At 71.1% G+C, this 23,521-nt stretch carries 24 protein-coding genes; 9 read left to right on the forward strand and 15 right to left on the reverse strand.

Features of this window, described 5'->3' with window-relative positions:
* Positions 1-39: 39 nt before the first annotated feature.
* The 3 genes from ACFPZ3_RS35255 to ACFPZ3_RS35265 all read right to left on the reverse strand — a co-directional run bounded on the left by ACFPZ3_RS35255 (position 40) and on the right by ACFPZ3_RS35265 (position 2,763).
* Positions 40-1,263 (reverse strand): CHRD domain-containing protein, encoded by a 1,224-nt coding sequence (locus tag ACFPZ3_RS35255; protein ID WP_379518642.1) that lies wholly within the window; start codon positions 1,261-1,263, stop codon positions 40-42.
* Positions 1,264-1,486: 223 nt separating this feature from the next.
* Entirely contained in the window at positions 1,487-2,218 is a 732-nt protein-coding gene (locus ACFPZ3_RS35260; protein ID WP_379518643.1) for an anti-sigma factor family protein, read from the reverse strand.
* Complete coding sequence (locus tag ACFPZ3_RS35265) at positions 2,215-2,763, reverse strand: sigma-70 family RNA polymerase sigma factor (protein WP_379518644.1); 549 nt, start codon at positions 2,761-2,763, stop codon at positions 2,215-2,217. Before ACFPZ3_RS35265 ends, ACFPZ3_RS35260 begins: the two co-directional genes overlap by 4 nt.
* A gap of 288 nt (positions 2,764-3,051) precedes the next feature.
* Here ACFPZ3_RS35265 and rsgA point away from each other — a divergent pair, with 288 nt between their 5' ends.
* Both rsgA and ACFPZ3_RS35275 read left to right on the forward strand, forming a co-directional pair.
* Entirely contained in the window at positions 3,052-4,149 is a 1,098-nt protein-coding gene (rsgA, locus tag ACFPZ3_RS35270) for a ribosome small subunit-dependent GTPase A (RefSeq protein ID WP_379518645.1), read from the forward strand.
* Between the two features lie 49 nt (positions 4,150-4,198).
* A complete protein-coding gene (locus tag ACFPZ3_RS35275) occupies positions 4,199-4,825 on the forward strand; it encodes a phosphoribosyltransferase (RefSeq protein ID WP_379518646.1) in 627 nt (208 codons plus the stop codon).
* Between the two features lie 6 nt (positions 4,826-4,831).
* Here ACFPZ3_RS35275 and ACFPZ3_RS35280 read toward each other — a convergent pair whose 3' ends face one another.
* On the reverse strand, positions 4,832-5,233 hold the full coding sequence (locus ACFPZ3_RS35280) for an ATP-binding protein (protein ID WP_379518647.1): 402 nt from the start codon (positions 5,231-5,233) through the stop codon (positions 4,832-4,834).
* Positions 5,234-5,434: 201 nt separating this feature from the next.
* Between ACFPZ3_RS35280 and ACFPZ3_RS35285 the strand changes: the two genes are divergently transcribed.
* On the forward strand, positions 5,435-6,313 hold the full coding sequence (locus ACFPZ3_RS35285; RefSeq protein ID WP_379518648.1) for a helix-turn-helix domain-containing protein: 879 nt from the start codon (positions 5,435-5,437) through the stop codon (positions 6,311-6,313).
* A 139-nt stretch (positions 6,314-6,452) separates the two neighbouring features.
* The gene (locus ACFPZ3_RS35290) at positions 6,453-6,686 is read left to right on the forward strand and encodes a DUF397 domain-containing protein (RefSeq protein ID WP_225267775.1); all 234 of its coding nucleotides are present in this window, start codon (positions 6,453-6,455) and stop codon (positions 6,684-6,686) included.
* 47 nt (positions 6,687-6,733) lie between these two features.
* Here the strand turns inward: ACFPZ3_RS35290 and ACFPZ3_RS35295 are convergent, their stop codons facing one another.
* Positions 6,734-7,363 carry a hypothetical protein gene (locus ACFPZ3_RS35295; protein WP_379518649.1) on the reverse strand — a complete coding sequence of 210 codons (630 nt, stop codon included), beginning with the start codon at positions 7,361-7,363 and terminating at the stop codon, positions 6,734-6,736.
* A 40-nt stretch (positions 7,364-7,403) separates the two neighbouring features.
* Here ACFPZ3_RS35295 and ACFPZ3_RS35300 point away from each other — a divergent pair, with 40 nt between their 5' ends.
* Together ACFPZ3_RS35300 and ACFPZ3_RS35305 are read left to right on the forward strand one after the other, a co-directional pair.
* Positions 7,404-7,979: a hypothetical protein gene (locus ACFPZ3_RS35300; RefSeq protein ID WP_379518650.1), complete on the forward strand. Its 576-nt coding sequence runs from the start codon at positions 7,404-7,406 to the stop codon at positions 7,977-7,979.
* Positions 7,980-8,160: 181 nt separating this feature from the next.
* Entirely contained in the window at positions 8,161-8,328 is a 168-nt protein-coding gene (locus tag ACFPZ3_RS35305) for a hypothetical protein (RefSeq protein WP_379518651.1), read from the forward strand.
* Between the two features lie 211 nt (positions 8,329-8,539).
* Here ACFPZ3_RS35305 and ACFPZ3_RS35310 read toward each other — a convergent pair whose 3' ends face one another.
* The 4 genes from ACFPZ3_RS35310 to ACFPZ3_RS35325 form a co-directional block, all read right to left on the reverse strand.
* On the reverse strand, positions 8,540-8,851 hold the full coding sequence (locus tag ACFPZ3_RS35310) for a WhiB family transcriptional regulator (protein WP_379518652.1): 312 nt from the start codon (positions 8,849-8,851) through the stop codon (positions 8,540-8,542).
* A gap of 101 nt (positions 8,852-8,952) precedes the next feature.
* A complete protein-coding gene (locus tag ACFPZ3_RS35315; protein WP_379518653.1) occupies positions 8,953-9,822 on the reverse strand; it encodes a sucrase ferredoxin in 870 nt (289 codons plus the stop codon).
* Between the two features lie 103 nt (positions 9,823-9,925).
* Positions 9,926-11,422 (reverse strand): glycerol-3-phosphate dehydrogenase/oxidase, encoded by a 1,497-nt coding sequence (locus ACFPZ3_RS35320; protein ID WP_379518654.1) that lies wholly within the window; start codon positions 11,420-11,422, stop codon positions 9,926-9,928.
* A complete protein-coding gene (locus ACFPZ3_RS35325) occupies positions 11,415-11,924 on the reverse strand; it encodes a TetR/AcrR family transcriptional regulator (RefSeq protein WP_379518655.1) in 510 nt (169 codons plus the stop codon). The genes ACFPZ3_RS35320 and ACFPZ3_RS35325 overlap by 8 nt, the downstream gene beginning before the upstream one ends.
* A 31-nt stretch (positions 11,925-11,955) precedes the next feature.
* Here ACFPZ3_RS35325 and ACFPZ3_RS35330 point away from each other — a divergent pair, with 31 nt between their 5' ends.
* Positions 11,956-13,518 carry an FAD-binding oxidoreductase gene (locus tag ACFPZ3_RS35330; RefSeq protein ID WP_379519022.1) on the forward strand — a complete coding sequence of 521 codons (1,563 nt, stop codon included), beginning with the start codon at positions 11,956-11,958 and terminating at the stop codon, positions 13,516-13,518.
* A 56-nt stretch (positions 13,519-13,574) separates the two neighbouring features.
* Here ACFPZ3_RS35330 and ACFPZ3_RS35335 read toward each other — a convergent pair whose 3' ends face one another.
* Positions 13,575-14,000, reverse strand: coding sequence for a tetratricopeptide repeat protein (locus ACFPZ3_RS35335; protein WP_379518656.1), 426 nt, complete (start codon positions 13,998-14,000; stop codon positions 13,575-13,577).
* Between the two features lie 131 nt (positions 14,001-14,131).
* Here ACFPZ3_RS35335 and ACFPZ3_RS35340 point away from each other — a divergent pair, with 131 nt between their 5' ends.
* Both ACFPZ3_RS35340 and ACFPZ3_RS35345 read left to right on the forward strand, forming a co-directional pair.
* Positions 14,132-15,625 (forward strand): metallophosphoesterase family protein, encoded by a 1,494-nt coding sequence (locus tag ACFPZ3_RS35340; RefSeq protein WP_379518657.1) that lies wholly within the window; start codon positions 14,132-14,134, stop codon positions 15,623-15,625.
* A 38-nt stretch (positions 15,626-15,663) separates the two neighbouring features.
* Positions 15,664-17,232, forward strand: coding sequence for a bifunctional 3'-5' exonuclease/DNA polymerase (locus ACFPZ3_RS35345; RefSeq protein WP_379518658.1), 1,569 nt, complete (start codon positions 15,664-15,666; stop codon positions 17,230-17,232).
* A 10-nt stretch (positions 17,233-17,242) separates the two neighbouring features.
* Here ACFPZ3_RS35345 and ACFPZ3_RS35350 read toward each other — a convergent pair whose 3' ends face one another.
* The 5 genes from ACFPZ3_RS35350 to ACFPZ3_RS35370 form a co-directional block, all read right to left on the reverse strand.
* Positions 17,243-18,439, reverse strand: a complete 1,197-nt coding sequence (locus ACFPZ3_RS35350) for an MFS transporter (protein ID WP_379518659.1) — start codon at positions 18,437-18,439, stop codon at positions 17,243-17,245.
* Between the two features lie 149 nt (positions 18,440-18,588).
* Positions 18,589-19,404: an MOSC domain-containing protein gene (locus tag ACFPZ3_RS35355; protein ID WP_379518660.1), complete on the reverse strand. Its 816-nt coding sequence runs from the start codon at positions 19,402-19,404 to the stop codon at positions 18,589-18,591.
* Complete coding sequence (locus ACFPZ3_RS35360) at positions 19,401-20,597, reverse strand: Cmx/CmrA family chloramphenicol efflux MFS transporter (RefSeq protein ID WP_379518661.1); 1,197 nt, start codon at positions 20,595-20,597, stop codon at positions 19,401-19,403. Before ACFPZ3_RS35360 ends, ACFPZ3_RS35355 begins: the two co-directional genes overlap by 4 nt.
* 56 nt (positions 20,598-20,653) lie before the next feature.
* On the reverse strand, positions 20,654-21,226 hold the full coding sequence (locus ACFPZ3_RS35365; RefSeq protein ID WP_379518662.1) for a TetR/AcrR family transcriptional regulator: 573 nt from the start codon (positions 21,224-21,226) through the stop codon (positions 20,654-20,656).
* 42 nt (positions 21,227-21,268) lie between these two features.
* Positions 21,269-23,419: a serine/threonine-protein kinase gene (locus ACFPZ3_RS35370; RefSeq protein WP_379518663.1), complete on the reverse strand. Its 2,151-nt coding sequence runs from the start codon at positions 23,417-23,419 to the stop codon at positions 21,269-21,271.
* Positions 23,420-23,521 lie beyond the last annotated feature (102 nt).

The raw sequence follows: 23,521 nt of genomic DNA on the forward strand, positions 1-23,521 counted from the left end.
CCTTTCGGGGGACGGGACCGAATCGTCCCCCTGCCGGCCTCAGCCCAGGAAGAGGTAGTCGGCGCCGTAGGCGACCTTGACCTGCGCGCCCGCGTCGCAGGAGCCGGTGGGGGCGACGCCGCCCGTCGTGTTCAGGCGCAGGATCTGCGTCGTGTGCGCGAGCAGGCCCGTGTTCGCGCCCGACTGGGTGGCGTCGAGGACCAGCTCGGGGATGTTGTCGCCGTTCGGCGTTCTGGTGACGACCGTGCCGCGCACCGCGCTGCCGTCCGGGGCGATCCACTGGGGCGGGCCTGAGGCGGGTGCCACGAACGAGTGGTCGATGGAGCGCCGCAGCTTGGCCGAGACGCCGAACTGGGTGAAGCCGAAGCCGCCCGCGGGAAGTTGCGTGCAGGCGTAGATCTGCGAGCCGCGCAGCACGTCGGCGGTGAGGGCGCGCGGGTGGGTGAACGACCCGCCGGAGAGCTGGCCGCGTACCGCGCCGCCGTCGAAGTCCGTGGTGTGCAGGTTCGTGTAGTACGCGGCCGGGTTCGCGGCGATGCGCTTGACGACCTTGGCGGGGACCTTCGCCTCACCCGCGAGGCCGGTCACGTTCGCCGGCAGGCCCTTGGGCGCGGCGAACAGGTCCGCGGCCACCGGGCCGTTCCTGCCCGCGGCGGCCTTGTGCAGGTGCCCGTTCGTCACGCGGGCCAGGCCCGACCAGGTGGCGGTGTAGGCGATCGAGGAGCCGTCCGGGCGCAGCCACCACGTGGCCCTGCCGTCCGCGTCGCCGCGCTTCTTGCCGTCGTTCTCCGCGACCTCCTGCGCGCCGTCCGCCTGGGCGGAGAGTGTGGCCTGGTTGCTGCCGTGCAGCACGCCGTTGAGGTCGACGGGCTTGTTCAGCCGGTGGAACTGGCCCCGTACCGCGCCCTTGGGGTGGGCGGCGTCGTGCAGGTTGGCGTAGAAGGAGCCGGGGTTGTCGACGAGGGCCTTGACGAGGTCGTTGCCGGCCCTGACGGTGCCGGTGACGCCGAGCGCGGAGGCGGGCAGGGACTCGGTGAAGAACTCGAACTGGACGTCCCCGTTGGCGCCCTTGGCACCCGCGTGCACGTGGCCGGCGGTGGGTGCGCCGATCTTGTTCCACCGGGCCGCGAACGTCACCTCGTTTCCGCTGATCTTGAGCACGACCGTCGAGCGGCCGTCCTTGTCACCGGGGGTGCCGACCTCGTTCGTGCCGCGCAGGCCCGCCGCGAGATAGACGTCGTCGGCGGACGCGTACGCCGGCACAGCCGGGACGATAAGCGCACTAGCCACCAGGGCGCCAGGAACCAGGAACTTACGGATAGACATGATGAAACCTCTTAAAGGGCTTGATATTCCGGTCGGTACGGCAGGCAGTACGCGCCGTGGCCCGGTGAGGTTCAACTCGTGAGTCCGTAAATTTACACACAAGCGCGAAGGCATGAAGAAAGCCCTCCCACCAGCGGTGGAAGGGCTTCTCTCCGGTCGTTCAGGCCGCGATGGTGAGCAATTTCTTACCGGCCGAGGTGACCACCTCGAAATGATCGATGTCCTTCAACGGGGTCGCGCTGCCGCCGTGCATGTAGAGCGGATCGGGCGAACCCGGTACTCCGTACCCGGCTGGAGGTACGGACCACCCCGTCATCACCCGCCGCTCGCCCGACTTGCCGACCGAGACGAGCTCGCACTCAAGGGGCCCTTTCACGCCGGCCAGCTTGAGCGCCGCGTGCGTGCCCCACCCCTTCGACTCGACGACCAGGCCGCCGGTCACCCCGTCAACCCCCTTGCCCTCCCTGGGCTGGCCCTCGGCGTAGAACTGCTCCGCCGGGCCCATGTTCATCCCCGAATGACTGCTGTGCCCCTGTGCGATCTGAGGTGCCTCGCCCGCGCCGAGCTGCGTCCCGATCGTCAGGCCGCCGGCCACCAGAGTGACCGCCGCCGCCATCCCGATCACGAACGTCCCCCGCCGTGTCCGCCTGTCGGCCGCCTTCTTGCGGTGCAACAGGTCGATCACGTCGCCCTCGCGGTCATGAGAAGGGGGGCCTGGCTCCTCGACGGGCCCGATCCCGCTCAGCACGCTGGCCACGCCGGCCAGGTCGGACAACTCATACCGGCAGGCCGGGCAGCCGAGGAGGTGCGTCTCGAAGGCCATCCTGTCGTCCTCGTCCAGCAGCCCGAGCGCGTACGCGCCCACGTCTGTGTGCTCGACTCTGGAAGTCACGCCGTCACCCCCCTCTCCTCCAGTGCGATGCGCAACGCGCGTACGGCGTAATAGACACGGGACTTCACAGTGCCCACCGGAATACCGAGCGCCTCGGCGGCATCGTTCACCGACCGGTCCCGCAAGATCGTCTCGTTGAGGATCTCGCGGTGTGCCGGCGACAACGCCTTCAGCGCCTCTGACACGACCACCTGGCGCAGCATTCCCTCCATCTCGTCGGGCACGGGCATGCTCTCCAGCGCTCCATCGCCCGACTCCTGGGGGCGGGCATCCCTTCGGCGCCGGTCATCGATCACGATACGTCTGGCGACCGTGGCGAGCCAGGGCATCAGAGAGACCGAATCACGGTCGAGTGTCTCCGCACTCCGCCACGCCCTGATCATGGTCTCCTGCACCACGTCTTCCGCCCACTGCCGATCGCCCGCGGTCAGCCGGATCACGAAGGCCAGCAGCGGCCGGTGATATTCCCGGTAGAGCGCGGACACGACCACCTCGTCGTCCGGGCGTACGCGCCGGATCAGGTGGCGTAAGCGCGGCTTGCCCATCGGGGCGGCTCCCTCGGCCGAGGGCGGGGGATAAGTGCTGATTCGCATCATTCCCCTTTCTCAGTCCGTCGGGAGGTGGTACGGCCAGCCGCCATGGCACGGTTCAACGAATCGCGGAAGATAACCCGATTGCGTCCTCGCGGACAGGCCGCGTAGAGTCGCTTGGGAAAAATGATCGAGGAGGTGAGGACCTATGCGGGTCACCGTGTTCAGCGTGCTGTCGGTCCACCTCCGGGGGCTCATCTAAGCCACCCGTTCCTTGCCTTCTCGAATCAAAGGTTCACTGCGTTGTCTCACGATCTTGCTCTGCTCGGCTGGAACGACCTCCGCGCCGCGGAGCTGCCCGCCGACACCGTCCCCGCCCGCGTGGCCCGCGTCGACCGCGGCGCCGCCGAAGTGATCGCGGCGGACGGTCAGCACCACGTCAAATACGGCGCCCGCGTCCGCCGCGCGTCCGCCGCCGATCCCGTGGCCCTGCCGTGCGTCGGCGACTGGGCCGCGCTCAGATGGCTGCCCGAGGGCCGCCACGAACTCGACGAGGTCCTGCCGAGGGCCACCGCCTTCGTCCGGGGCGGCGTCAGCCGCACCTCGGTCGGCGGCCTGTCGGGCGACGGTCAGGGCCAGGTGCTCGCCGCCAACGTGGACGTCGTCTTCGTGGCCGAGCCGTCCATGCACTCGACCGACTTCGCCGACCTCGGCCGCATCGAACGCCTCGTCGCCCTGGCCTGGGAGTCCGGCGGCACGCCCGTCGTGCTCATCACCAAGTCCGACCTGTTCGAGCGCGGCCTCGACGACCTGCTCGCCGACGTCCGCGTCGCCGCGCCGGGCGTGGACGTGCACGCCGTCTCCTCGCTGCACGGGGACGGGGTGGACCTGGCCGGCGGCTACCTCGGCGGCTCCCGCACCGCCGTCATCCTCGGCCCGTCGGGCGCCGGCAAGTCCACCCTGGTCAACGCGCTGGCCGGGGAGGGCGTCATGGACACCCAGCAGGTACGCGCGGCGGACGGGCGCGGCCGGCACACCACGGTGCATCGCGAGCTGATCCCGCTGCCAGGGGGCGGGCTGATCATCGACACGCCGGGGATCAGGCGGATCGGCCTCTACGACATCGGCCAGGGCGTCGACCTCGTCTTCTCCGACATCGAGGCGCTGGCCGAGCAGTGCCGGTTCGGTGACTGCGGCCACACCGGCGAACCGGGATGCGCGGTGCTGATCGCCCTGGAGAGCGGCGAACTGCCGGAGCGGCGGCTGGAGAGCTGGCGCAAGCTGCAGCGGGAGGCGGCGTGGATGGCGTCCCGCACGGATGCGCGGCTGCGTAAGGAACAGCAGAACAAGTGGAAACTCATCACCAAGGAGATGCGCCGCTCGGGCCGCAACCGGCCGTAAAGCCGCACGCCGGCCGGGATGAGCGGGTCTCAGCGGGTAGGCACCGGTCATGGAGTTCTTCGCGGACCGGGCCGAGGCGGGGGAGCTGCTGGCCGAGCGGCTGCAGGACGCGCACGACCCGGTGATCCTGGCCCTGCCGCGCGGCGGGGTGGCGGTGGCGGTGCCCATCGCGCGCAAGCTCGACGCCGTCCTCGACGTGCTCGTGACCAGGAAGATCGGCTATCCGCCGACGCCCGAGCTGGGCGTCGGCGCGATAGCCGAGGGCGGTGAGCCGGTGCTCGACCTGGCGCTGCTGCACCGGCTGGGGATGACGCCCGAGGACGTTGCCGACGTGGTGGAGCGGGAGCGCGGCGAGCTGGCCCGCCGGGTGCGCGCCTACCGCGGCGACCGGCCCCTGCCCGTGCTCGAAGGCAGGGAGGTGATCGTGGCCGACGACGGCCTGGCCACCGGCGGCACCGCGCGGGCCGCGCTCAGGGCGGTTCGCGGGGCCGGGCCCGCCAAGCTGACGCTGGCCGTTCCCGTCGGGGCCGGTGAGACCGTCGAGTCACTGCGGGAGGAGGCCGACGAGGTGGTCGTGCTGCTGACACCCGTCGACTTCAGGGCGGTCGGCCAGTGGTATGACCACTTCGACCAGCTCAGCGACGCCGACGTGCTGCGTCTGCTCGGCAGGGACTGACGCGGGTCAGGTGGCGATGATGGCCCAGACGAGCTTGCGGGCGCCGCCGGGGGAGAGCCAGCCCCAGGCGGTGCAGAGGGCGTCCACCAGCCGCAGCCCCCGCCCGTACTCGGAGAACACGTCGGGCGCGGCCGTGACCGGCACGGTGTGGCTGTGATCGGTCACCACGCACGCCAGCTCCGCGCGATGGGACAACAACCGGAGCTGCGCGGCCCCGCCCCCGTGCCGCATCGCGTTGGTCACCAGTTCCGAGACCACCAGCTGAGCGTCGAAGGCCAGCTCCACCGCTCCCCAGGCGCCGAGCGTCTGATCGACGAAGTGCCGGGCCGTCGCCACACAGGCGGGCTCCAGCGCAGTATGTTGATGAAACGGGAAAACAGCATCACACTCGCTGGCACGTCCCTCCACGAGGACGGAGGAAAGCCATCCCGGTGGCCGAGTGCCGATGGCGGCTTGCGGCCGGGCGTCGAAAGTCGTCATTCTGGCCCCCGATGCGCGGTCTGGTGATCTAATGCCCATCTTTACGGGGAGTGCTTACCGATGCAAGACTTTTCGTAGTTTACGGATGCCAAGAGCATCTGCACGTGCAGAGGATCTAGGAGCGGCGGAGTGAGCGCACAGAGCGCCGAAGGCAAGCTTCTCAGCTATTCGCCGGGAAGCCCCACAGTGCTGCGGATCCTGCTCGGGACCCAACTACGCAGGCTCCGTACGGAGAAGGGTATCTCGCGAGAGGACGCCGGATACTCGATTCGCGCATCTCATGCGAAGATCAGCCGATTGGAGCTCGGACAGGTCAGCTTCAAGCAGCGCGACGTGGCCGACCTGCTCACCCTGTACGGCGTCACCGACCCCGCCGAGCGCGAGCCCCTCCTGGCCCTGGCCAAGCAGGCCAACGCCCCCGGCTGGTGGCACAAGTACGGCGACCTGCTGCCCGCCTGGTTCGAGGTGTACATCGGCCTGGAGGGCGCCGCGTCCAGCATCCGTACCTATGAGAACCAGTTCGTCCCCGGCCTTCTCCAGACTCCCGTCTACGCCAGGGCGGTGATCGAGCTGGCCCACGAGAAGGCGCCCAAGGCCGAGCTGGACCGCCGGGTGGCGCTGCGCACGACGCGGCAGAAGCGGCTGGAGAGCGGGCTGACGCTCTGGGCCGTGATCGACGAGGCCGTCGTGCGCCGCACGCTCGGGGGCTCGGAGACGATGCGGGAGCAGATCGCCTATCTGCTGGACATCACGGCCGAGCACAACGTCACGGTGCAGATCATGCCGTTCGACCGCGGCGGCCACGCGGCGGCCGGCGGCCCCTTCAGCATTCTGCGCTTCCCCGAGCGCGAGCTGCCCGACGTCGTCTACATGGAGCAGCTCACCAGCGCCCTCTACCTGGACAAGTTCGCCGATTCCGACCACTACATGGAAGTCATGGACCGGCTCAGCATCCAGGCGGAGGAGCCCAAAGCGACCAGGCGCTTCCTGGAACGTCTCATTTCCTGATGAGCTGCTGAAACTCCCTGTGATCCACTCCATATCGGGATTTTTGGTCGTCCGCTATATGGAGCACTTCGTGCTGCCGTATTGTCAGCTCGCAAACACGGATGCACGTGCATCCGCAAGATCGCGAGGAGCTGCCCCCATGCATGAGTTCCTGAACGGAACGCCCGCCGGCCGCCTTCCCGTCGTCTGGCGCAAGAGCAAGCGGAGCAACCCCAACGGCAACTGCGTCGAAGTCGCGAACCTACCCACGGGGGAGATCGCCATGCGTAACTCACGCTTTCCCGAAGGACCCGCACTGGTCTACACCCAGGCTGAGATCACCGCGTTCGTCCTCGGGGCGAAGGACGGCGAGTTCGACGACCTCATCGTCTGAGACCATTCCCATCGCCGGGTTACGGTCCGCCTGGCGATGGGTTTCGGTCACGGCCGCTCGTTGTGCCAGCGCCACTTCGTCAGGCGCTCACGCCCGGGAAGCTCGGCGCGGCCCGTGGCCCACAGGAGCGTGGCCCAAGGCTCCGTGGTGCGCGGCGCGTCGGGGAAGAGCCGGGCCAGCAGCCGCGCGCACATGCCGGCGGGCGGCGTCCAGTCCAGACCCAGCCCCTGCGCCATGTCGTGGGTGTGGACGAGCGTCTCGACCAGGCCCATTCCCGCGCTGGCCTCCGGGTCCGCCGGGCCGAAGACGTGGTGGGCCCGGGCGTCCTCCGGGGCCGTGCGCACCATCGCGGCCAGCAGCGCGCCGCACGTCTGGAGCACCTGCATCAGCCCCGTGACGTCCGCTTCGCGATTCGTGTGAATGGTGTTCCCTGGCCCGCCGGGGCGGCGGCTCTCCAGGATGAAGGGGACGTAGACGTCCAGCGGGGGCGTGGTGAGGCCGAGCTGGACCGCGTAGGCGAACAGGTCGTCGGCCAGATGCTCGGCCGTCTCCCAGCAGGTCCATTCGAGCGTTCCCGCCTTGCCGTCCCAGGCGTCCCGCGGCGCCCGCCCCAGGGTCTCGACGGCCAGCCGCACGGCCTCTTCCAGGTCATCCGCGGTCACGGGTGAGGTTGACATGCCAGGAACCCTATCGGCGGGCCGCTACACTCCTCGCTTCATGCGATTAAGGATGATCTTCGCGCTGCTCGTCCTGTACGGGGTGTTCGCGGGCTTCGAGTACGATCCGGCCGGATGGCGGCTGATCCTGCAACCCGCGACGCGCGACGCGGCGGAGGTCTACTGGCAGCCCGTGGACGATCTCGACGTGTCCTCCCCGGAGGGGCTGGAGCCGTACAACCGGGCGTTGATCGCCGCCGAGGACCGGGCGGCGGCGCACCCCCGCGACCTCGCCCCGCCCTACCTCCTCTACGACACCCGCACGCTGGTCGTCCCCTACGTCACCGAGCTCGGGCGCGAGCTGGCCGGGGCGCGGATGGCGGCGGACGTGCCCCAGGTGCGGCGGCAGGTGGCCCACAGCCAGGCCGAGCTGAAGGCGGTGGTGGAGAACCGGGCGGACCGGCCCATCAACGAGGAGCATGTCATGGCGATGGGGATCAGGGCGGAGCTGAATCGGGTCAACGTGCTGAGCAACACGCTCGATCAGGGGCTGCGCCGCAGGATCGCCGCGAAGTGGGGCGATCTCGTGGTCATCGAGTGGAATCCCTTCGCGCAGCCCCTGAGTAACCTCATGTGAACGTCCGCCACCGGTGGACGCGGGGGCCGGCCGGCGCCGAGGGTGGTGATGCGTCTCCTGGCGGGCAACCTGGAGCGGGCGAATGACGGCATTCCGCACGCACGACGACGGGCGATGACGCCGCCGGCGCTGCCCGATGGTTGTGCGTTGGGTGGTCCGCCAGGGGTGGGATGCTGGCGGTATGAGTGTGATGCGGGTGGTGGCCGCGGCGGAGCTGGCCGCGATGGCGTGGACGGACGGGCGTGACGGCTTCGGGCCGCGGCTGGCGCCCGCGGTGCGCGATCACGTGGTGCCCCTGCTCGCCGGTGCGGGAGTCCTGGGAGCCCCGGGAGTCATGGGAGCCCCGTGAGTCGTGACACTCCCGTGAGTTGGTGGAACGTCCGGAAGCCGTGGGAAATGACGCTGGCCACCCCTGGGCGGGGTGGCCGGTGCCTGGAGTGAGGTGCTTGATCAGGCAGTTGCCCCGACCGGGTTCGCCAGAGCCTGGGCATGGATGGCCAGGCTCCGGTTCATCGGGACAACTGCGTGATCACGCGATGCTGGTGACGCTGCCGGGTGTGTCAGGCTGCGGTGATGCCGGCGCTGGCCGCGCGGCGCATGCGACGGCGACGCTCGCTGGCGCGCTCGTCTTCGTTGAGACCGCCCCACGTGCCGTACTTCTCGGGCCGGGACAGCGCGTAGTCAAGGCACTCGTTGCGGACAGGGCACTGGGCGCAGATCGCCTTGGCCTTCCGCTCACGTACGTCACGCTCGGGCTGCCGCTCCCCATCGGGGCCGAAGAAGAGCACGAGGTCCTCACCCCGGCACGCGGCATCATCCTGCCAACCCCAGCTGGGGCGCGGGCGGGCGAGCTGCCGACGTACCTGAGACATGAGAAAACCACCTTCGTGAGAGGTATTTCGGTAATTGAGCCGCATTGGACGCTTATGGCGTCACTGTTCCAACGCAACGTCGGGCCGTGATGTTCCCCTGGTCAGGCGAGGGCAGGCGTGGCGTACCGCACAGGCGTGAGCCTGTCCAGCGAAACCAGCCGGTAGGTGGTGATCGTCTCGGCGCAAGCCGTACCACACGGCGCTGTGAACGCCGATGGCTCAACCACAACCTGGAGCCGGACGTCTCCGCAGCACACAATGGCTTCGGTGACGTCGCCGTCCGTCCTGGAGGATTCCACGGCCACCGCGCCGACCGAACACTCTCCCGTATGTGCTCGGGCGAAGTGCTCGACAGCCTGCAATGGCTCAGGGATGCCTGCGCGTCCCCGGTAACGGTCAAGGATGACCTCGCCCGACCGGTACGCGTTAGCCGCTGCCAGTGCAGCAGCCTGAGACATGCTGCCGTAGAAAATTCCGTGTGGCAAGCACACGAGGTTGGCGGCGTACCGATCGCCGCCAACGTGTGACGTTTCCCATACTCTGTCCGGCAAGTTTTCTGCCAGTGACCGAGCGAGGGGCAATCCAATGCGGGCGCAGCACACATTGCGCTTGGCGTGTGTGCAGACCAGAAATACCGGCTCGTCCTCAAGTATGCAGGACTCCGGGACCACTCCGGCCGTGAGCGCGTCCAGGTCAAGATCGTCGGGACCTGCGATGACGCCCTGCGCGAGCCAGGGGTGTTCCCCCACGGCGTACGCGACTAGCACACGGATCCCCTGCTCCTGCGGGCGGGTCCGCTTTCCCGGCCGGCGGATCAGCTGGGGGCGGATACCGCGTTCGAGGGCCCGGCGGACGAGTTCGGAGATTTCTTCAGGAAGTTCGAAGTTTTCCAGGCGGGACGGCCAGGTTCCGGTGTATTCGATGAGCAACCACAGCCTGGCCCCCACCGTGGCACTGGCCAGTGTGGGCACCTCCCCGGTGTGGCACCCGACCGGATGCTCGCAGCCCCTCGCCAACGCACCTGCTCCCTTCCCCGATCCGACTTAGGTAAGACTAACCTAACGGATCGCGGGTTTAGGCGCGGGAGATTCGCTCCAAAACGTCCTGTGCCGCAGGCAGGGCCCGATCCCTGTCCTGTTCGACCAGGCCGATCCTGGTCCTCCTGTCCAGCAGGTCGCCCTCGTCGAGCGCGCCCTCGTGCAGGACGGACCAGAGCAGGTCGCCCTTGGTGAGGCCGAGCCCCACCTCCTCGGAGTGCGCCTTGACGAGCTCGTGCGCGGCCCCGGCCTCGGCGGCGTAGCGCTCGGCCAGGCGGGCGGGCACGCCGGAGGGCTGCGGGCCCGCGCCCACGAGCGCGATCTTGCGGGTGCGGCATCGGCCTGCTCGGAGGTTCCCGTACGAGACCGCTCGATCCACCGCGTCCTCGGCCATGCGGCGATATGTCGTCAGCTTGCCCCCCACAACAGTCACGACGCCGCCCTCCGCGAACACCGCGTGCCGTCGCGACAGGTCGGCCGTCCGGCCGTCTGCCGCCAGAAGGGGCCTGAGGCCCGCGTAGGCGCCCGCTACCGCCTCTCTGGTCACCGAGACCTCAAGAACCCCGTTCAGCACCTCCAGGAGCGTTCTGACGTCCTCCTCGGGCACTTCGGGGACATCGGGCACCGGGCCGTCCACCGGTTCGTCCGTCAGGCCCACGTGGATACGGCCGTCGGGCTGGGGGAGCGCGAGCGCGAAGCGGTTGCTCTCGCCGGGGATGGGCAGGTGCAGGCCCGCGATCAGGCCGGGGAGCGTCCCCGGAGCCAGGACGAGGTGGCTGCCGCGCGACGGGCGCAGCTTCACCTGCGGGTCCAGCGTGCCCGCCCACACCCCGGCGGCGTTGATCACCACCCTGGCGCGGATGGCGAACTCCTCGCCGGTGAGCTCGTCGCGGACGTCCGCGCCCTGCTCCGTGAGCTTGAGCGCGCGGCAGCGGGTCAGGACGCGGGCCCCCTGCGCGGCGGCGGTCCTGGCGATCGCCACGACCAGGCGGGCGTCGTCGAGCAGCCGTCCGTCCCACGAGAGCAGCGCGCCGCGCAGCCCCTCCTCGCGCAGGACGGGGGCCAGCGTGTGGGCGCGGGCGGCGTTGAGGCGGCCGGGGCCGGGCAGCAGGCGGCGGGGCGTGCGCGCGGCGGCCCGCAGCCCGTCGCCGAGCCGGTAGCCGGTCATCACCAGCGCCGCCTGCCGCCGGGACACGGCCGGAGTCAGCGGCAGCACGTACGGGTGCGCCCTGGCCAGGTGCGGAGCGGTTCTGCGGAGCAGGATGCCGCGCTCCACCGCGCTCTCGTACGCGACGTCCACCTGCCCCTTGGCCAGGTAGCGCAGCCCACCGTGCACCATCTTGGAGCTCCACCTTGACGTGCCGAAAGCCAGATCATGCGCGTCGATCGCCGCTACGCTCAGCCCCCGTGAGGCGGCATCGAGCGCGGCGCCCGCGCCCGTCGCGCCCAGCCCCACCACCAGCACGTCCACCCGTTCCTCCGCGACCCGGCGCAACTCGCGGGATCGTCTGGCGGCGTTCAGCGAGCTATCCAAGGTAGGCCTCCAGCAGGGTGACGAGTTCGGCGTCGAGCTCGTCCAGCGTCACAGGGTCGATCATGGTCGGGGCGGACAGCAGGAACGACTGGGCGACCAGCAGCACCGCTCTGGCCTTGCGCGGATCGCCGACGACCGGCTCCAGCACCTCCAGCACGGCCTCGTGGGTGGCGCCGCGCCGATCCATCAGGTACGGCACCAGCAGCTCGGGATCCGCCTGCACGATCTTGCGCCACAACGGATGCTCACGCAGCCCCCGCACGCCGGCCACGATCGCGCGCACCGGGTCCGACAAATCCAGCTCCGCGACCACTCGTACCCATTCCCTGGTCATCAGATCGGCCACCAGCGTGCGCACGTCGGGCCAGTGGCGGTACAGCGTCATCCGCGACACCCCCGCCCGGCGCGCCACGTCCGTGAGCGTCGTCCTGCGCACCCCGTAGGCCAGCACGCAGTCACGGGCCGCGTCCAGTATGCCCTCATTGTGACGAATCGACGTCATGTGTCACAGTGTAAGCGTGACTGGAGAACCCATGCTGTGGTCGGGGTGGGGCGATCCCGCCAAGGCCCGCGAGCTGCCCCCGGGGATGCTGGGGCTGCTGCGCGACCTCCTCGGCGTACGCGCGCCCGAGACCCCCGCCGCCTCCCTGGAGTCCGTGCGGCTGCCGCCGGTCGCCCTTCCTGAGCGGCTGCTCGGCGCGCTGGAGGAGGTCGCCGGGCAGGTGCTGACCGGGCACGAGGACCGCGTGCGGCACACGCGCGGCAAGTCCACCCCCGACCTGCTGCGCATGCGGGCAGGGGACGGCTCGGACGCGCCGGACGCCGTGGTGGTGCCCGGCTCGCACGAGGAGGTGGCCGGGGTGCTGCGGCTGTGCTCGCGGGAGCGGATCGCGGTCGTGCCCTTCGGCGGGGGCACCTCGGTGGTGGGCGGGCTCGCCGCCGTACGCGAAGGGTTCGCCGGGGTGGTCGCGCTGGACCTGCGCGGGCTCGACCGGCTGCGGTCGGTGGACGTGGAGTCGATGGTGGCCACGTTCGAGGCGGGTGTACGCGCTCCCGACGCCGAGCGGCTGCTCGCCGGGCATGGGCTCACGCTGGGGCACTTCCCGCAGTCCTTCGAGTACGCCACGCTCGGCGGCTTCGCGGCGGCCCGCTCCAGCGGCCAGGCGTCGGCCGGCTACGGGCGCTTCGACGACATGGTCGTGGGCCTGACCGTGGCGACCCCTTCTGGCACGCTGGAGCTCGGCCGCGCCCCCAAATCGGCGGCGGGGCCCGATCTGCGGCAGCTCGTCCTCGGCTCCGAGGGGGCCTTCGGGGTCATCACGGCGCTGCGGTTGCGGGTGCGGCGGGCTCCCGTCGAGCGGCGGTACGAAGGGTGGCGATTCGCGTCCTTCGAGGAGGGTTCAGCCGCCATGCGGGCGCTCGCCCAGGAGGGGCCGCTGCCGACGGTGCTCCGGCTGTCGGACGAGACCGAGACGCTGATCGGCCTGGCCAAGCCGGAGACGATCGGCTCGGCCGGCTCGGGCGGGTGTCTGCTGATCGCGGGCTATGAGGGGGCCATGGTGGGCGGCCGGCACGCCGGCGCCTCCGCCGTGCTGGCTCGGGCGGGCGGGGAGCCGCTCGGGCCGGAGCCGGGACGGGCTTGGGAGCACGGCCGGTTCTCGGCGCCGTACCTGCGTGACTCGCTGCTCGCGGCGGGAGCGACCGTCGAGACGCTGGAGACGGCGGGGTTCTGGTCGAACATCCCCAGGCTGTACGACGCGGTGCGGCTCGCCCTGCTCGGCGCGCTCGGATCGCCGCTGGTCATGTGCCACATCTCCCACGTGTACGAGACCGGCGCCTCGCTGTACTTCACCGTCGTGACCCCGCAGGACGCCGACCCCGTGGCGCAGTGGGAGCGGGCCAAGGCGGCGGTGAACGCGGCCATCGTCGAGGCGGGCGGCACGATCACGCACCACCACGGCGTGGGCCGCGACCACCGGGCCGCCTACGAAGCCGAGATCGGGCCGGTCGGCGCGGGCGTGCTGCGGGCGGTCAAGGCCGAGCTGGATCCGGCCGGGATACTCAACCCCGGCGTGCTGATCCCGGGGCCCGCCTGATCTCGGAGCCCGCCTGATCTCGGAGCCCGCACGCGGGCGCTGAAGCGCTCCGGTGGTCAGCCGGGGTCGGGCGGGGGGACCTGGTCGGCCTCGGCGATGGTGGCGGCGGCGTCGCTGTAGCGGTGCAGGGCCTCCTGGGCGGAGGCGAGGCAGACCAGCGAGGTCACCAGCGCGCCCCCGCCGAGCGAGCGGGTGAGCGCCACCGCCTCCTGCGCCAGGGGCAGCGCCTCCGTGGCCCGGCCCCGCTTCATGAGCAGTTTCGCGGTCGTGCGCAGGCAGCGGGCCAGCAGCGCGGTGCGCTCGCCGGGTGACTTCTCGGCCAGCGCCAGTGCCCGGCTCTTGGCGATCGCCTCGCTCGCGCTCTTGAGCGCCGCGCTGCCGCTCCAGCGCGGCCGGGTCTGGGCGAAGGCGAGCAACCCCTCGATGGCCTCCACGTCAGAAGAGCCTTTCCTGGTCGCGTCGTCCGGGCCGTTACGCGTCACGGGGGCCTCCCCTCGGCGGTCCCAACCGCTTGCTTGGGGGAAGGAGGGTACACCATGGCGCACCTTCTGTGTTCCCAGCCGTACGGAGCGTTCAGGATGCGCGAAAGGTAGATCACCGTAAAGATGTGGTCATGGTGGAAGTCGCGGCCGAGCGTGGAAAGCAGCTCTCCTCCCGGGTGTCGGAGGAGGGCGCGGGCTGGGCCTGCGCGCAGACGGGTACGTTCGCGCAGCTCAGACCCGATGACCATGGCTTTTCCTGGCTGAATTTGCGGACACTCTGGCTCTCCAGGAACGAGATCCTCGCGGGCTTGTTCGGCGATCCCTCGGGGCAGGTCCGGGCGCGGTGGGTGGCGGCCCAGGAAGCGCGCGGGATAGACCCGGAATTTCGTATCAAGCCGCCGGTGGACGGAAATTTCAGTTTCCTGTTACTGGGTGACACAGGTGAGGGAGACGCGTCTCAGTACGCCGTTGTTCCGGGCATGTTGAAAATGGGGGAGGAGACGTCCTTCGCCGTCATAGCCAGCGATGTGATCTATCCGACGGGATCGGGAAACGAGTACGGGGACAAGTTCTTCCGTCCGTACAAGGACTATGACGCCCCGATCTACGCCATCCCCGGCAACCACGACTGGTACGACGGCCTGGGCGGGTTCATGCGGGTCTTCAGCGACGCGCCGCCGCTGCGGCCGAAGCCGGACCGGGGGCTGCGCGGGCTGCTGTGGCGCAAGCCGGAGCGGATCGACGAGGCGCGGCTGACCGAGGCGCGGGCGATGCGCGGCAAGGCGTCGCAGCAGGCGACGCAGCCGGGGCCGTACTGGGTGATCGAGAGCGAGAGCCTGCTCATCGTCGGCGTGGACACCGGCATCAGGAACGTGATCGACAAGGGCCAGGTCGCGTGGTTGCGCCGCGTCTCGCTGGATCCCCGGCCGAAGATCCTCGTGACCGGCAAGCCCATCTACACCGGCAACGTGTACAAGCCGTCGCCGCTGGAGGGCGGCGGGACGATCGACGACATCGTGCGCGACCCGGCGCACCGGTACGTCGCGGCCATCGGCGGAGACGTGCACAACTACCAGCGTTACCCGGTCAGGCTCGACGACGGCCGGGTGATCCAGTACGTCGTGTCGGGCGGTGGCGGGGCGTTCATGCACGCCACGCACATCATCGACCGGGTGGACGTGTCGAAGGTGCACGAGGACGACTTCAAGTGCTACCCGCTGCGCGGCGACTCGTTGTCGTTCTACAGCCAGCTCTACGCCAAGCGGCTGCGGATGAAGTGGCTCAACCTGACGCCGTCCGAGGCGTCGTGCCTCATGTCGGAGCGCATCAGGAACGAGCCGGTCAGGACGCCCACCGGGCCGGTGGAGATCACGTGGCGGATGCGGTGGGCGGCGCGCTTCCTCGGAGCCTGGCCGTGGCCGCTGCGGCTGCCGGTGGACAAGGTGTTCCACCGCTTCCTGTCCGAACTGTCCGACTGGGACACGCCGCCGTTCTTCAAGCAGTTCCTGCACGCCACGGTGACGCCCGAGGAGCTGACCCTGCGCTGCTTCGCCGCCACCGGATGCCTGGGGCAGGAGCTGGACCCGCCGCTGGAGGACGAGGTGCGCATCCCGCTGACTGCCTGACGAACGTTTTGTCGGAGGCGCCTGGCACCCTTGACCTCGTGAACGTCGTGGTCGCGGGGGAGACGGTGCTGCCGGTCGGGGGCGCCGCGCGCCGTGCCGCCGATCTGGCCGCGGTCGTGAGTGAGGTCGAGGAGGCCGAGCGGCCGCGATGGGTGTGGGCCGACACGCGGGAGGCGTACCCGCCGCTGCTGGAGCGCGGTGTGCGGGTCGCGCGCTGCCACGACCTCGCTCTTACCGAGGGGCTGCTGCTGGCCCATGAGGGCCGCTACGGCGAGCCCCGCTCGGCCAGGGCCGCGCACGCCAGGCTGCACGGCCTGCCGGCGCAGGAGGAGCAGCCGAACGCGCCAGGCACGTTGTTCGCGCCCGAGCCGCTCGGCGCGGAGGCGGTCGCCGAGGTGCTGGCCGACCAGCTCCGGCGGATCGCCGGGCTGCCCGAGCCCGGCAGGTTCCGGTTGCTCGTCGCGGCCGAGTCGGCGGGGGCGCTCGTCGCGGCCGAGATGGCGCATGAGGGCATGCCGTGGCGCAGGGATGTGCACGACGCGCTGCTGACCGAGATGCTCGGGCCGCGTCCCGTCCACGGCATGCGCCCCGCCAAGCTGCAGGCGCTGGCCGACGAGGTGGCGGCGGCGTTCGGGCACCAGGTCAACCCCGACTCGGTGCAGCAGCTCGTCAAGGCGTTCAAGGGGGCGGGGGTGGCGCTGAAGACGACCAGGTCGTGGGAGCTGAAGCAGCTCGACCACCCGGCGGTGGCGCCCCTGCTGGCCTACAAGGAGCTGGCGCGGCTGTTCAGCTTCCACGGGTGGGTGTGGGCCGACCAGTGGGTGCGCGGAGGGCGGTTCAGGCCGGAATACGTGGTGGGCGGGGTCGTGTCGGGGCGGTGGGCCACCAACGGGGGCGGCGCGCTGCAGATTCCCAAGGTGATGCGGCGGGTGGTGGTGGCCGACGACGGGTGGGTGCTGGTCGTGGCGGACGCGGCGCAGCTGGAGCCGCGGGTGCTGGCGGCGATGGCCGGCGACGGCGGGCTGGCCAGGGCCGCGGGGGAGATCGACCTGTACTCCGCGCTGGCGCAGTCGTTCGGGGGGGAGCGCGACAACGCCAAGATCGCGATGTTGTCCGCCATGTACGGCGGCACCAGCGGCGACGCCTCGAAGCTGCTGGCCGTCATGCGGCAGCGCTTCCCGAAGGCCTACCAGTTCGTCGAGGACGCGGCCAAGGCGGGGGAGGAGGGGCGGCTCGTGCGCTCCTGGCTGGGCCGCACCAGCCCGCCCCCGTCGGCGCGGTGGAAGGAGCTGGTCTCCGGGCCGGAGGGCACGCGGGCGGCCAGGGACAGGGGCCGGTTCACCAGGAACTTCGTGGTGCAGGGGACGGCGGCGGAGTGGGCGCTGGCGCTGCTGGCCGTGTTGCGCGGGCGGCTGCCCGATTCGGCGCGGCTGGTGTTCTTCCAGCACGACGAGGTGATGGTGCACTGCCCGCTGGAGCAGGCCGAGGAGGTGATCGCGGCGGTGTCGGAGGCGGCGGCCGAGGCGAGCCGGTTGTTGTTCGGGCTGACGCCGGTGCGGTTCCCGATGGAGGCGGTGGCGGTCTCCGCCTACTCCGACGCCAAGTGAGCACCGCCGCCTACTCCGACGCCAAGTGAGCACCGCGCCACAGGGCCGCCAGCCAGAGGCCGGCGAGGGCGACCATGATGCCCACGACCAGGCCGAGCATGCCGTAGCCGAGCAGGCCGACGATGGCGCCCGCGACGATCGTGCCGGTGGCGCCGCAGACGTTCATCAGCAGGTCGGAGAGCCCCTGCACGGCGGGGCGGCGCTCGATCGGGACCGACTCCGTGACCAGGGCGGAGCCGGCCACCAGGCCGCAGGACCAGCCCAGGCCGAGCAGCACCAGCGCCGCCGTCACCTGCCACACCCGGTGCCCGGCGGTCCCGGCGAGGGCGGCGGCGCCCAGGAGCAGGGCCATGCCGAGCACCAGCACCGGCACCTTGCCCGCCTTGTCGGCCAGCCAGCCCACCACGGGCGACATCACGTACATGCCGGCGATGTGCAGGCTGATCACCAGGCCGATGACGTCCAGGTTCGAGCCGTCGTGGTGGAGTTTGACCGGAGTCATGGACATGACGGAGACCATCGCCGTGTGGCTGACGGCGATCATGACCAGGGCGCGGCGGGCCATCGGGTTCGTGCGCAGGGTGTGCCAGGCGGTGCGGATCGTCCGGGTGCGGCCCGGGCTCTCGTCGCGGCCGACGGCCAGCTTGAGCGGGTCGGGGCGCAGGAGGCAGAGGATGATGACCAGCGCCAGGGCGAACGCCAGCGCCGCGAACGCGAACGGCCCCGCCTTCTCCGCCATGCCGAGCCGCATGCCGATCTGGTCGGCGGGCCTGGCCAGGTTCGGGCCGGCCACCGAGCCGAACGTGGAGGCCCAGACGACCAGGGACAGGTGCCGGGCCGAGCGGTCCCGCGGTGACAGGTCGGTGGCCGCGTAACGGGCCGCCAGGCTGCCGGCGCTGCCGCCGCCCACCAGAACGAGGCCGGCCAGCAGCAGCGGCCACGTACGCAGGCTGATCGCCACCACCGAGAGCGCGCAGCCGGCCAGCGCCGCCACGTACGCGAGGGACAGCCCCGCGCGGCGCCCGCCCCTGCTCGACGCCTTGGCCGTGGGCAGGGCCAGCAGCGCCGCGCCTAAAACGGTGGCCGTGCCCGCGAAGCCGCTGATCACCGTCGAGCCGGACAGATCGTCCACGACGACCGAGCTGAGCGCGAGCCCGACGGCCACGCCCACGCCGCCCACGATCTGTGTCGCCGACAGAACCGCCAAGGTGCGGCGCTGGATGTTCGTAATCCGGTCAGAGGGCGAGACAGCGGGCTTTGTGGGGGCACTCGTCACCCGTGAAGTCTCGCATAGCCCCTAACATCCCCCCAAAGGTGACGGTGAGCCTTTTCAGTCAGGAAGCAGCTTGTTTCCGATCAAAGTGCGATGACCGGATCCCCCTGAGCGATGCGTCCGGGCGCGTCCGGGATCAGGTTGATGCCGAACCACACCTTTCCCTCCCATCTGCGGTGCTTGGCGAGCGTCCTGAGCGGCTCCTTGCCCTTCGTGTAGGTGTCCGGGTCGACCGTGGTCAGCACGCAGCGATCGCAACCTTTGGTGACGCGGAAGTCCACCTCGCCGATGCGCACGCGCTTCCAGTGGTCCTCGGCGAACGGCTCCGCCACCCCGCCGATCTCGACGTTCGGCCGGAACCTGCGCATCGGCAGCGGCGCGGGCGGCTCCTCCCCGCGTTCGAGCGCGCCCTCGGCGATCCAGTCGTTGAGGCGGGCGAGCGAGGCGGTCGTGGTGAGCAGCAGCGGGTAGGCGTCGGCCAGGCTCACGCGGTCCTCCGGCCGGCCGTACGCGGGGTTGACCGGGCGGCGGGTCGGGTCGTCCAGCCACTTGAGCCTGACCGGGTGCCCCGCCAGCCCGCTCAGCCACTCGGCCGCGGCGTCTCCGCAGTCGGTGAGCTTCACCGGGGTGCGGCCCACGTTCACCACGGACAACATGGCGGTGGGGACGACCGTCAGCGGGCCGGCGTGCGGCCCTGTCAGCGTGAGCGCGTCTCCGTCGAGCCGGGCGACGCAGGCCAGCAGGCGCGGCTCCGTGCGGGCGGTGAGGACCTTGTCGTGCTCGTCCGTGATGAGGTAGCGCCGGTCTCCCGCCAGGCCCCACGGCTGCACTTCTGCTTCGGCGACCTCATGTCCCGCTGTCGACTTGACGGGGTAGAAGGTGATGCTCGCCAGCTTCATACGGCAGACCGTATCTCACCCTTTTGGGTCGCCTCATGAAGGGCCGGGCCGCGGTGCACGGTCGCGGCGATCGCCACCGCGGCCAGGGCCGCCACGCCGATCGCGGCGCCGATCCAGGCGACGGAGGCGTAGCCGAGGCCCGCGCCGATGGCCAGGCCGCCGAACCAGGGCCCGACCGTGATGCCGACGTTGAAGGCGGAGACGTTGCCCGCGGCCGCGAGTGTGGGGGCGTCCTTGGCCAGGGCGAAGGGACGGGCGCTCAGCGCGGGGTTGGTGCCGAAGCCGAACGCGCCGAGCAGGAAGATCAGCGGGATGGCGAGGACGGCGACGGAGGCGGACACGGCCAGCGCCACCGAGGTCAGGATGAGGCCGATGACGCCGGCGAACAGCAGGGGGAACGGGCGCGCGTCGGCCACCCTGCCGCCGATGGTGATGCCGATCAGCGAGCCCACGCCGTACAGGGCGAGGACCGCGGGCACCCAGGCCGAGTCCAGGCCCGTGGTGTCGACGAGCAGGGCGCTCAGGTAGCTGAAGGAGGCCAGCAGCGCGCCCGTGGTCAGGGCGGTGGTGCCGTAGGCGAGCCAGAGGCCAGGCCTGGCCATCGCGCGCAGTTCGGCGGACACGCTCGGCGTGCCGCCGGTCTCCGGGCGGCCGCCGGGGATGGTGGCCAGCACGCCGATCCCGGCCAGCACCGACAGCGCGGCGACCGCCCAGAACGCCGCCCGCCAGCCGAGGTGCTGGCCGATCAGCGTGCCGGTGGACAGACCGATGACGGTGGCCACCGTCAGCCCGCCGGCCAGCAGGCTCATCGCCTTGGCCCGGGCGTTGGCGGGCACCAGGCCGATCGCGGTGCTCGCCGCCACGGCCCAGAAGCCCGCGTACACGAAGGCGCCGGCCACGCGGGTGGCGAACAGCACGGCGTAGCTCGACGTCAGCGCGCCGGCGACATGCGTCAGGGCGAAGATCGCCATGAACGACAGCAGCACCGTACGGCGGGGCCGGCGCAACGTGACGACGGCCAGCACCGGCGCGCCCACCAGCATCCCCATGGCGAACGCCGAGATCAGCAGGCCCGCGTCCGGCACGGACACCCCCAGATCGGCCGCCATCTCGGGGAGCAGCCCGGCCAGCATGAGCTCGGAGGTGCCCTGAGCGAAGATCGCAAGTCCCAGTATGTAGACCGCCAACGGCATGGCGTTCTCCTTCACCAATTTTAGATTGATCAGTTCAAAACGCGGGCGCGAAAAAGTCAGAAGGCGCCCAGCGCGACATTCGCGATCGATTCGAGGGCGGAGCGGGCGGCTCCGCCGCGCGCGGCCACGCGCAGCCCGCTGACCGTGGCCACGACGAAGTGCGCCAGCGCCAGCGGGTCCTTGTCCGCGCCGAGCTCGCCGCGGGCGCGGGCGGTCTCGATCGCGGCCCTGAGGAGCTGGAGCCGCCTGTCGGTGTCGCGCCGCAGCGCCTCGGCGATCTCCCGGTCGTGCGGGGCCAGCTCGACCAGCGCGTTGACCACCAGGCAGCCGGCCGGGTCGCCGGGGTCGGGGTCGACCGTCTGCCACAGGACGGTCCTGATCTTCTCCCTGATCGGCGGGTCGCCCGCCATCAGCTCGGCGAGCCCCGCGGTGCGCTCTTCCATGTAGCGCCGCAGCGCCTTCTCGAACAGGTCGTGCTTGCTCGCGAAGGTGTTGTAGATGCTGCTGCGGCCGAGCCCGGTGGCCGCGCACAGGTCCTGTGTCGAGGTGGCCTCGTAGCCCGCCGTCCAGAACGCGCGCATGGCCGCCTCGACCGCCCGGTCCTCCTCGAACTTCCTCGGTCGCGCCATGACGGGCACGCTACCATGTTTTGGAACGATCAGTGCAATACGTCAGGCGGCCCGCCGGAACGTGTCCAGGAACACCGTGCGCGTCTCCGCCTGGTCGTCCCACTTGAGCTCGGGCAGGTCGAACGTGATCTTGAGCGCGGCCTTGTCGTCGAGCGTGACGTACCTGGTCAGCGCGTGCATCGGGACGCCGTTGGGCGTGGTGTAGGTGTACTCCCAGTCGGCGGCCTGCCAGCCCCGGTACTCCGCCCGCTGCAACTGCACCTGGATGTAGCTCTCCAGCCCGCCCTCGGACTCCTGGCGGCTCAGCTCGGACAGCCCGCCGTCGCCCTGCGCGGTGGCCCGCTCGACCAGGATCCGCATGCCGGAGTCCTTCGGGCCGCTGAAGGTGGACACGCCGTCCGACTGGGTGAGCTTCCAGCCCGCGGGCGTGGCGGCGGCGAAGCCGGTGGCGGTGTGCTCCTCGTAGCCCTCGGGCGCGGTGGACGGCCCTGACGCCTTCTCCGGCGTGGCGGGCGCGCTCACGTCCGTCGTGGCGGCGGGCGCCACCTCGGGTGATCCGCTGGTCAGGATGATCAGCACGGCGCCGACCACGACGGCGATCCCCAGCAGGGCGCTGATGATCGTGAGCGGGGTGGGGCGTCCGTCGCGCGTCCATGGGCCGTCGTCCTCCTCCACCCTGCGGCGGCTCGTGCCCGTGCGGGGGCCGGCGCCCGGCAGGGCGGCCAGGCGGCTGCGGCCGATGTCGTGCGACAGGTCGCGGGACTGCTCGCGCAGGTCGTCGGGCGAGGCCAGCGGCCACGGGGTGGCGGCGGAGGACGTGCGGCTGTCGGTGGTCAGCGGCAGGATCGGCTGCGGGTGCGGGCCTGACGGGAGGTCCAGGTCGTCGAGGTCGCGGCGGGGCCTGGGGCCGGGGGGCGGGCTGAAGGGCGTCCCCGGGCCGGACGGGGAGGCCAGGGAGTCGTACATGCTCGGCTGCGACGGGGATGCGAGCGAGTCGTAGATGCTCGGATGGGAGGGTGAGGCGAGCGAGTCGTACGGGCCTGAGGTGCTCGCCAGGGAGTCGTTCGGGCCTGACGTGCCGGCCAGGGAGTCGTACGGGCCCGAGGCGCTTCTCAGCGCGTCGTACGGGTCCGACGTGCCGGCCTGGGGGCCGCCGGGCGGGCCCGGGGCGCGCGGCAGCGGTGGCAACTGGTCGGTGCGGTGGCTGCCCGACGGGCTCGTCATCCCGTCGTAGGGCATCGAATAGCCGCCCGACGGGCTGCTCATCGGGTCGTACGGCACCCGTACGGGACCTGAGGGCGTCTCCACGATCCGTGAGGGCATCGGCCCCGACGGGGTGTCCAGCGGCGGCAGCAGGCCGACAGGGGTGGGGTCGGCCGGGCTGGGCAGCGTCTCGGGCCTGCGCGGCCTGGGCGCGCCGTGCGCGCGCAGCACCGTCTCCAGCATCTCGATGACCTGGCCCGCGGTCAGCCGTTCCGCCGGGTTCTTGCGCAGCAGGCCCTCGATCACCGGCATCAGCGAGCCGGCCCGCTGCGACCTGATCGGGTCCTGGGTGAGCACGGCCCCGAGCACCGCGACCGCGTCGGGCCCCTCGTAGGGCGGGTGGCCCTCGACGGCGGCGTACAGGGTGGCGCCGAACGACCACAGGTCGGCCGCCTGCGTGATCGGCTGCCCGGACAGGCGCTCCGGCGGGATGTACGCGGGCGAGCCCATGAGTAAGCCGGTCTGCGTGATCGTGACGTCGCCCTCGATGGCCGCGATGCCGAAGTCGGTCAGCACCACCCGGTCCTGGGTCAGCAGCACGTTGCCCGGCTTGACGTCGCGGTGCAGGACGCCGGCGGCGTGGGCGTGCATGAGCGCGTCGAGCACCCGGATGCCGATCTCGGCGGCTTGGATCACCGGCAGGGGCCCGCTCTGGCGTACGGCCTGCTCCAGCGACCACGCCCGGACCAGCTCCATCACGATCCAGGGCCGGCCGTCCTCCTCGACCACGTCGTGCACGGTCACGATGCCGGGATGCGTCAGCCGCGCCGCGGACCTGGCCTCACGCAGCACGCGCCGGTGGGCCACCTGCGTGCCCGCGTGGTCCAGCCCGTGCGGGAGTATCAGTTCCTTGACCGCCACGCCCCGGTCGAGCAGCACGTCGTGGGCGTGCCACACCACACCCATGCCGCCCCTGCCGACGGGCGACATCAGTCGGTAGCGCCTGCCGATCAGACGACCCTGGCTCTGTGGAGCGCCCCCCGCGGCACTCCCGTCTGGGCCGGGTCCGCTGAGCAAGCGGTCGGCTGCCAT

Source organism: Nonomuraea insulae, assembly GCF_042656245.1.

Coding starts and splice junctions, on each gene's coding strand:
- ACFPZ3_RS35265 (WP_379518644.1), bottom strand. CDS start 2,763: ATGGGCAAGCCGCGCTTACGCCACCTGATCCGGCGCGTACGCCCGGAC.
- ACFPZ3_RS35275 (WP_379518646.1), top strand. CDS start 4,199: ATGGAGTTCTTCGCGGACCGGGCCGAGGCGGGGGAGCTGCTGGCCGAG.
- ACFPZ3_RS35290 (WP_225267775.1), top strand. CDS start 6,453: ATGCATGAGTTCCTGAACGGAACGCCCGCCGGCCGCCTTCCCGTCGTC.
- ACFPZ3_RS35295 (WP_379518649.1), bottom strand. CDS start 7,363: ATGTCAACCTCACCCGTGACCGCGGATGACCTGGAAGAGGCCGTGCGG.
- ACFPZ3_RS35300 (WP_379518650.1), top strand. CDS start 7,404: ATGCGATTAAGGATGATCTTCGCGCTGCTCGTCCTGTACGGGGTGTTC.
- ACFPZ3_RS35305 (WP_379518651.1), top strand. CDS start 8,161: ATGAGTGTGATGCGGGTGGTGGCCGCGGCGGAGCTGGCCGCGATGGCG.
- ACFPZ3_RS35310 (WP_379518652.1), bottom strand. CDS start 8,851: ATGTCTCAGGTACGTCGGCAGCTCGCCCGCCCGCGCCCCAGCTGGGGT.
- ACFPZ3_RS35325 (WP_379518655.1), bottom strand. CDS start 11,924: ATGACGTCGATTCGTCACAATGAGGGCATACTGGACGCGGCCCGTGAC.
- ACFPZ3_RS35330 (WP_379519022.1), top strand. CDS start 11,956: ATGCTGTGGTCGGGGTGGGGCGATCCCGCCAAGGCCCGCGAGCTGCCC.
- ACFPZ3_RS35340 (WP_379518657.1), top strand. CDS start 14,132: ATGGTGGAAGTCGCGGCCGAGCGTGGAAAGCAGCTCTCCTCCCGGGTG.
- ACFPZ3_RS35355 (WP_379518660.1), bottom strand. CDS start 19,404: ATGAAGCTGGCGAGCATCACCTTCTACCCCGTCAAGTCGACAGCGGGA.
- ACFPZ3_RS35360 (WP_379518661.1), bottom strand. CDS start 20,597: ATGCCGTTGGCGGTCTACATACTGGGACTTGCGATCTTCGCTCAGGGC.
- ACFPZ3_RS35365 (WP_379518662.1), bottom strand. CDS start 21,226: ATGGCGCGACCGAGGAAGTTCGAGGAGGACCGGGCGGTCGAGGCGGCC.
- ACFPZ3_RS35370 (WP_379518663.1), bottom strand. CDS start 23,419: ATGTCGCCCGTCGGCAGGGGCGGCATGGGTGTGGTGTGGCACGCCCAC.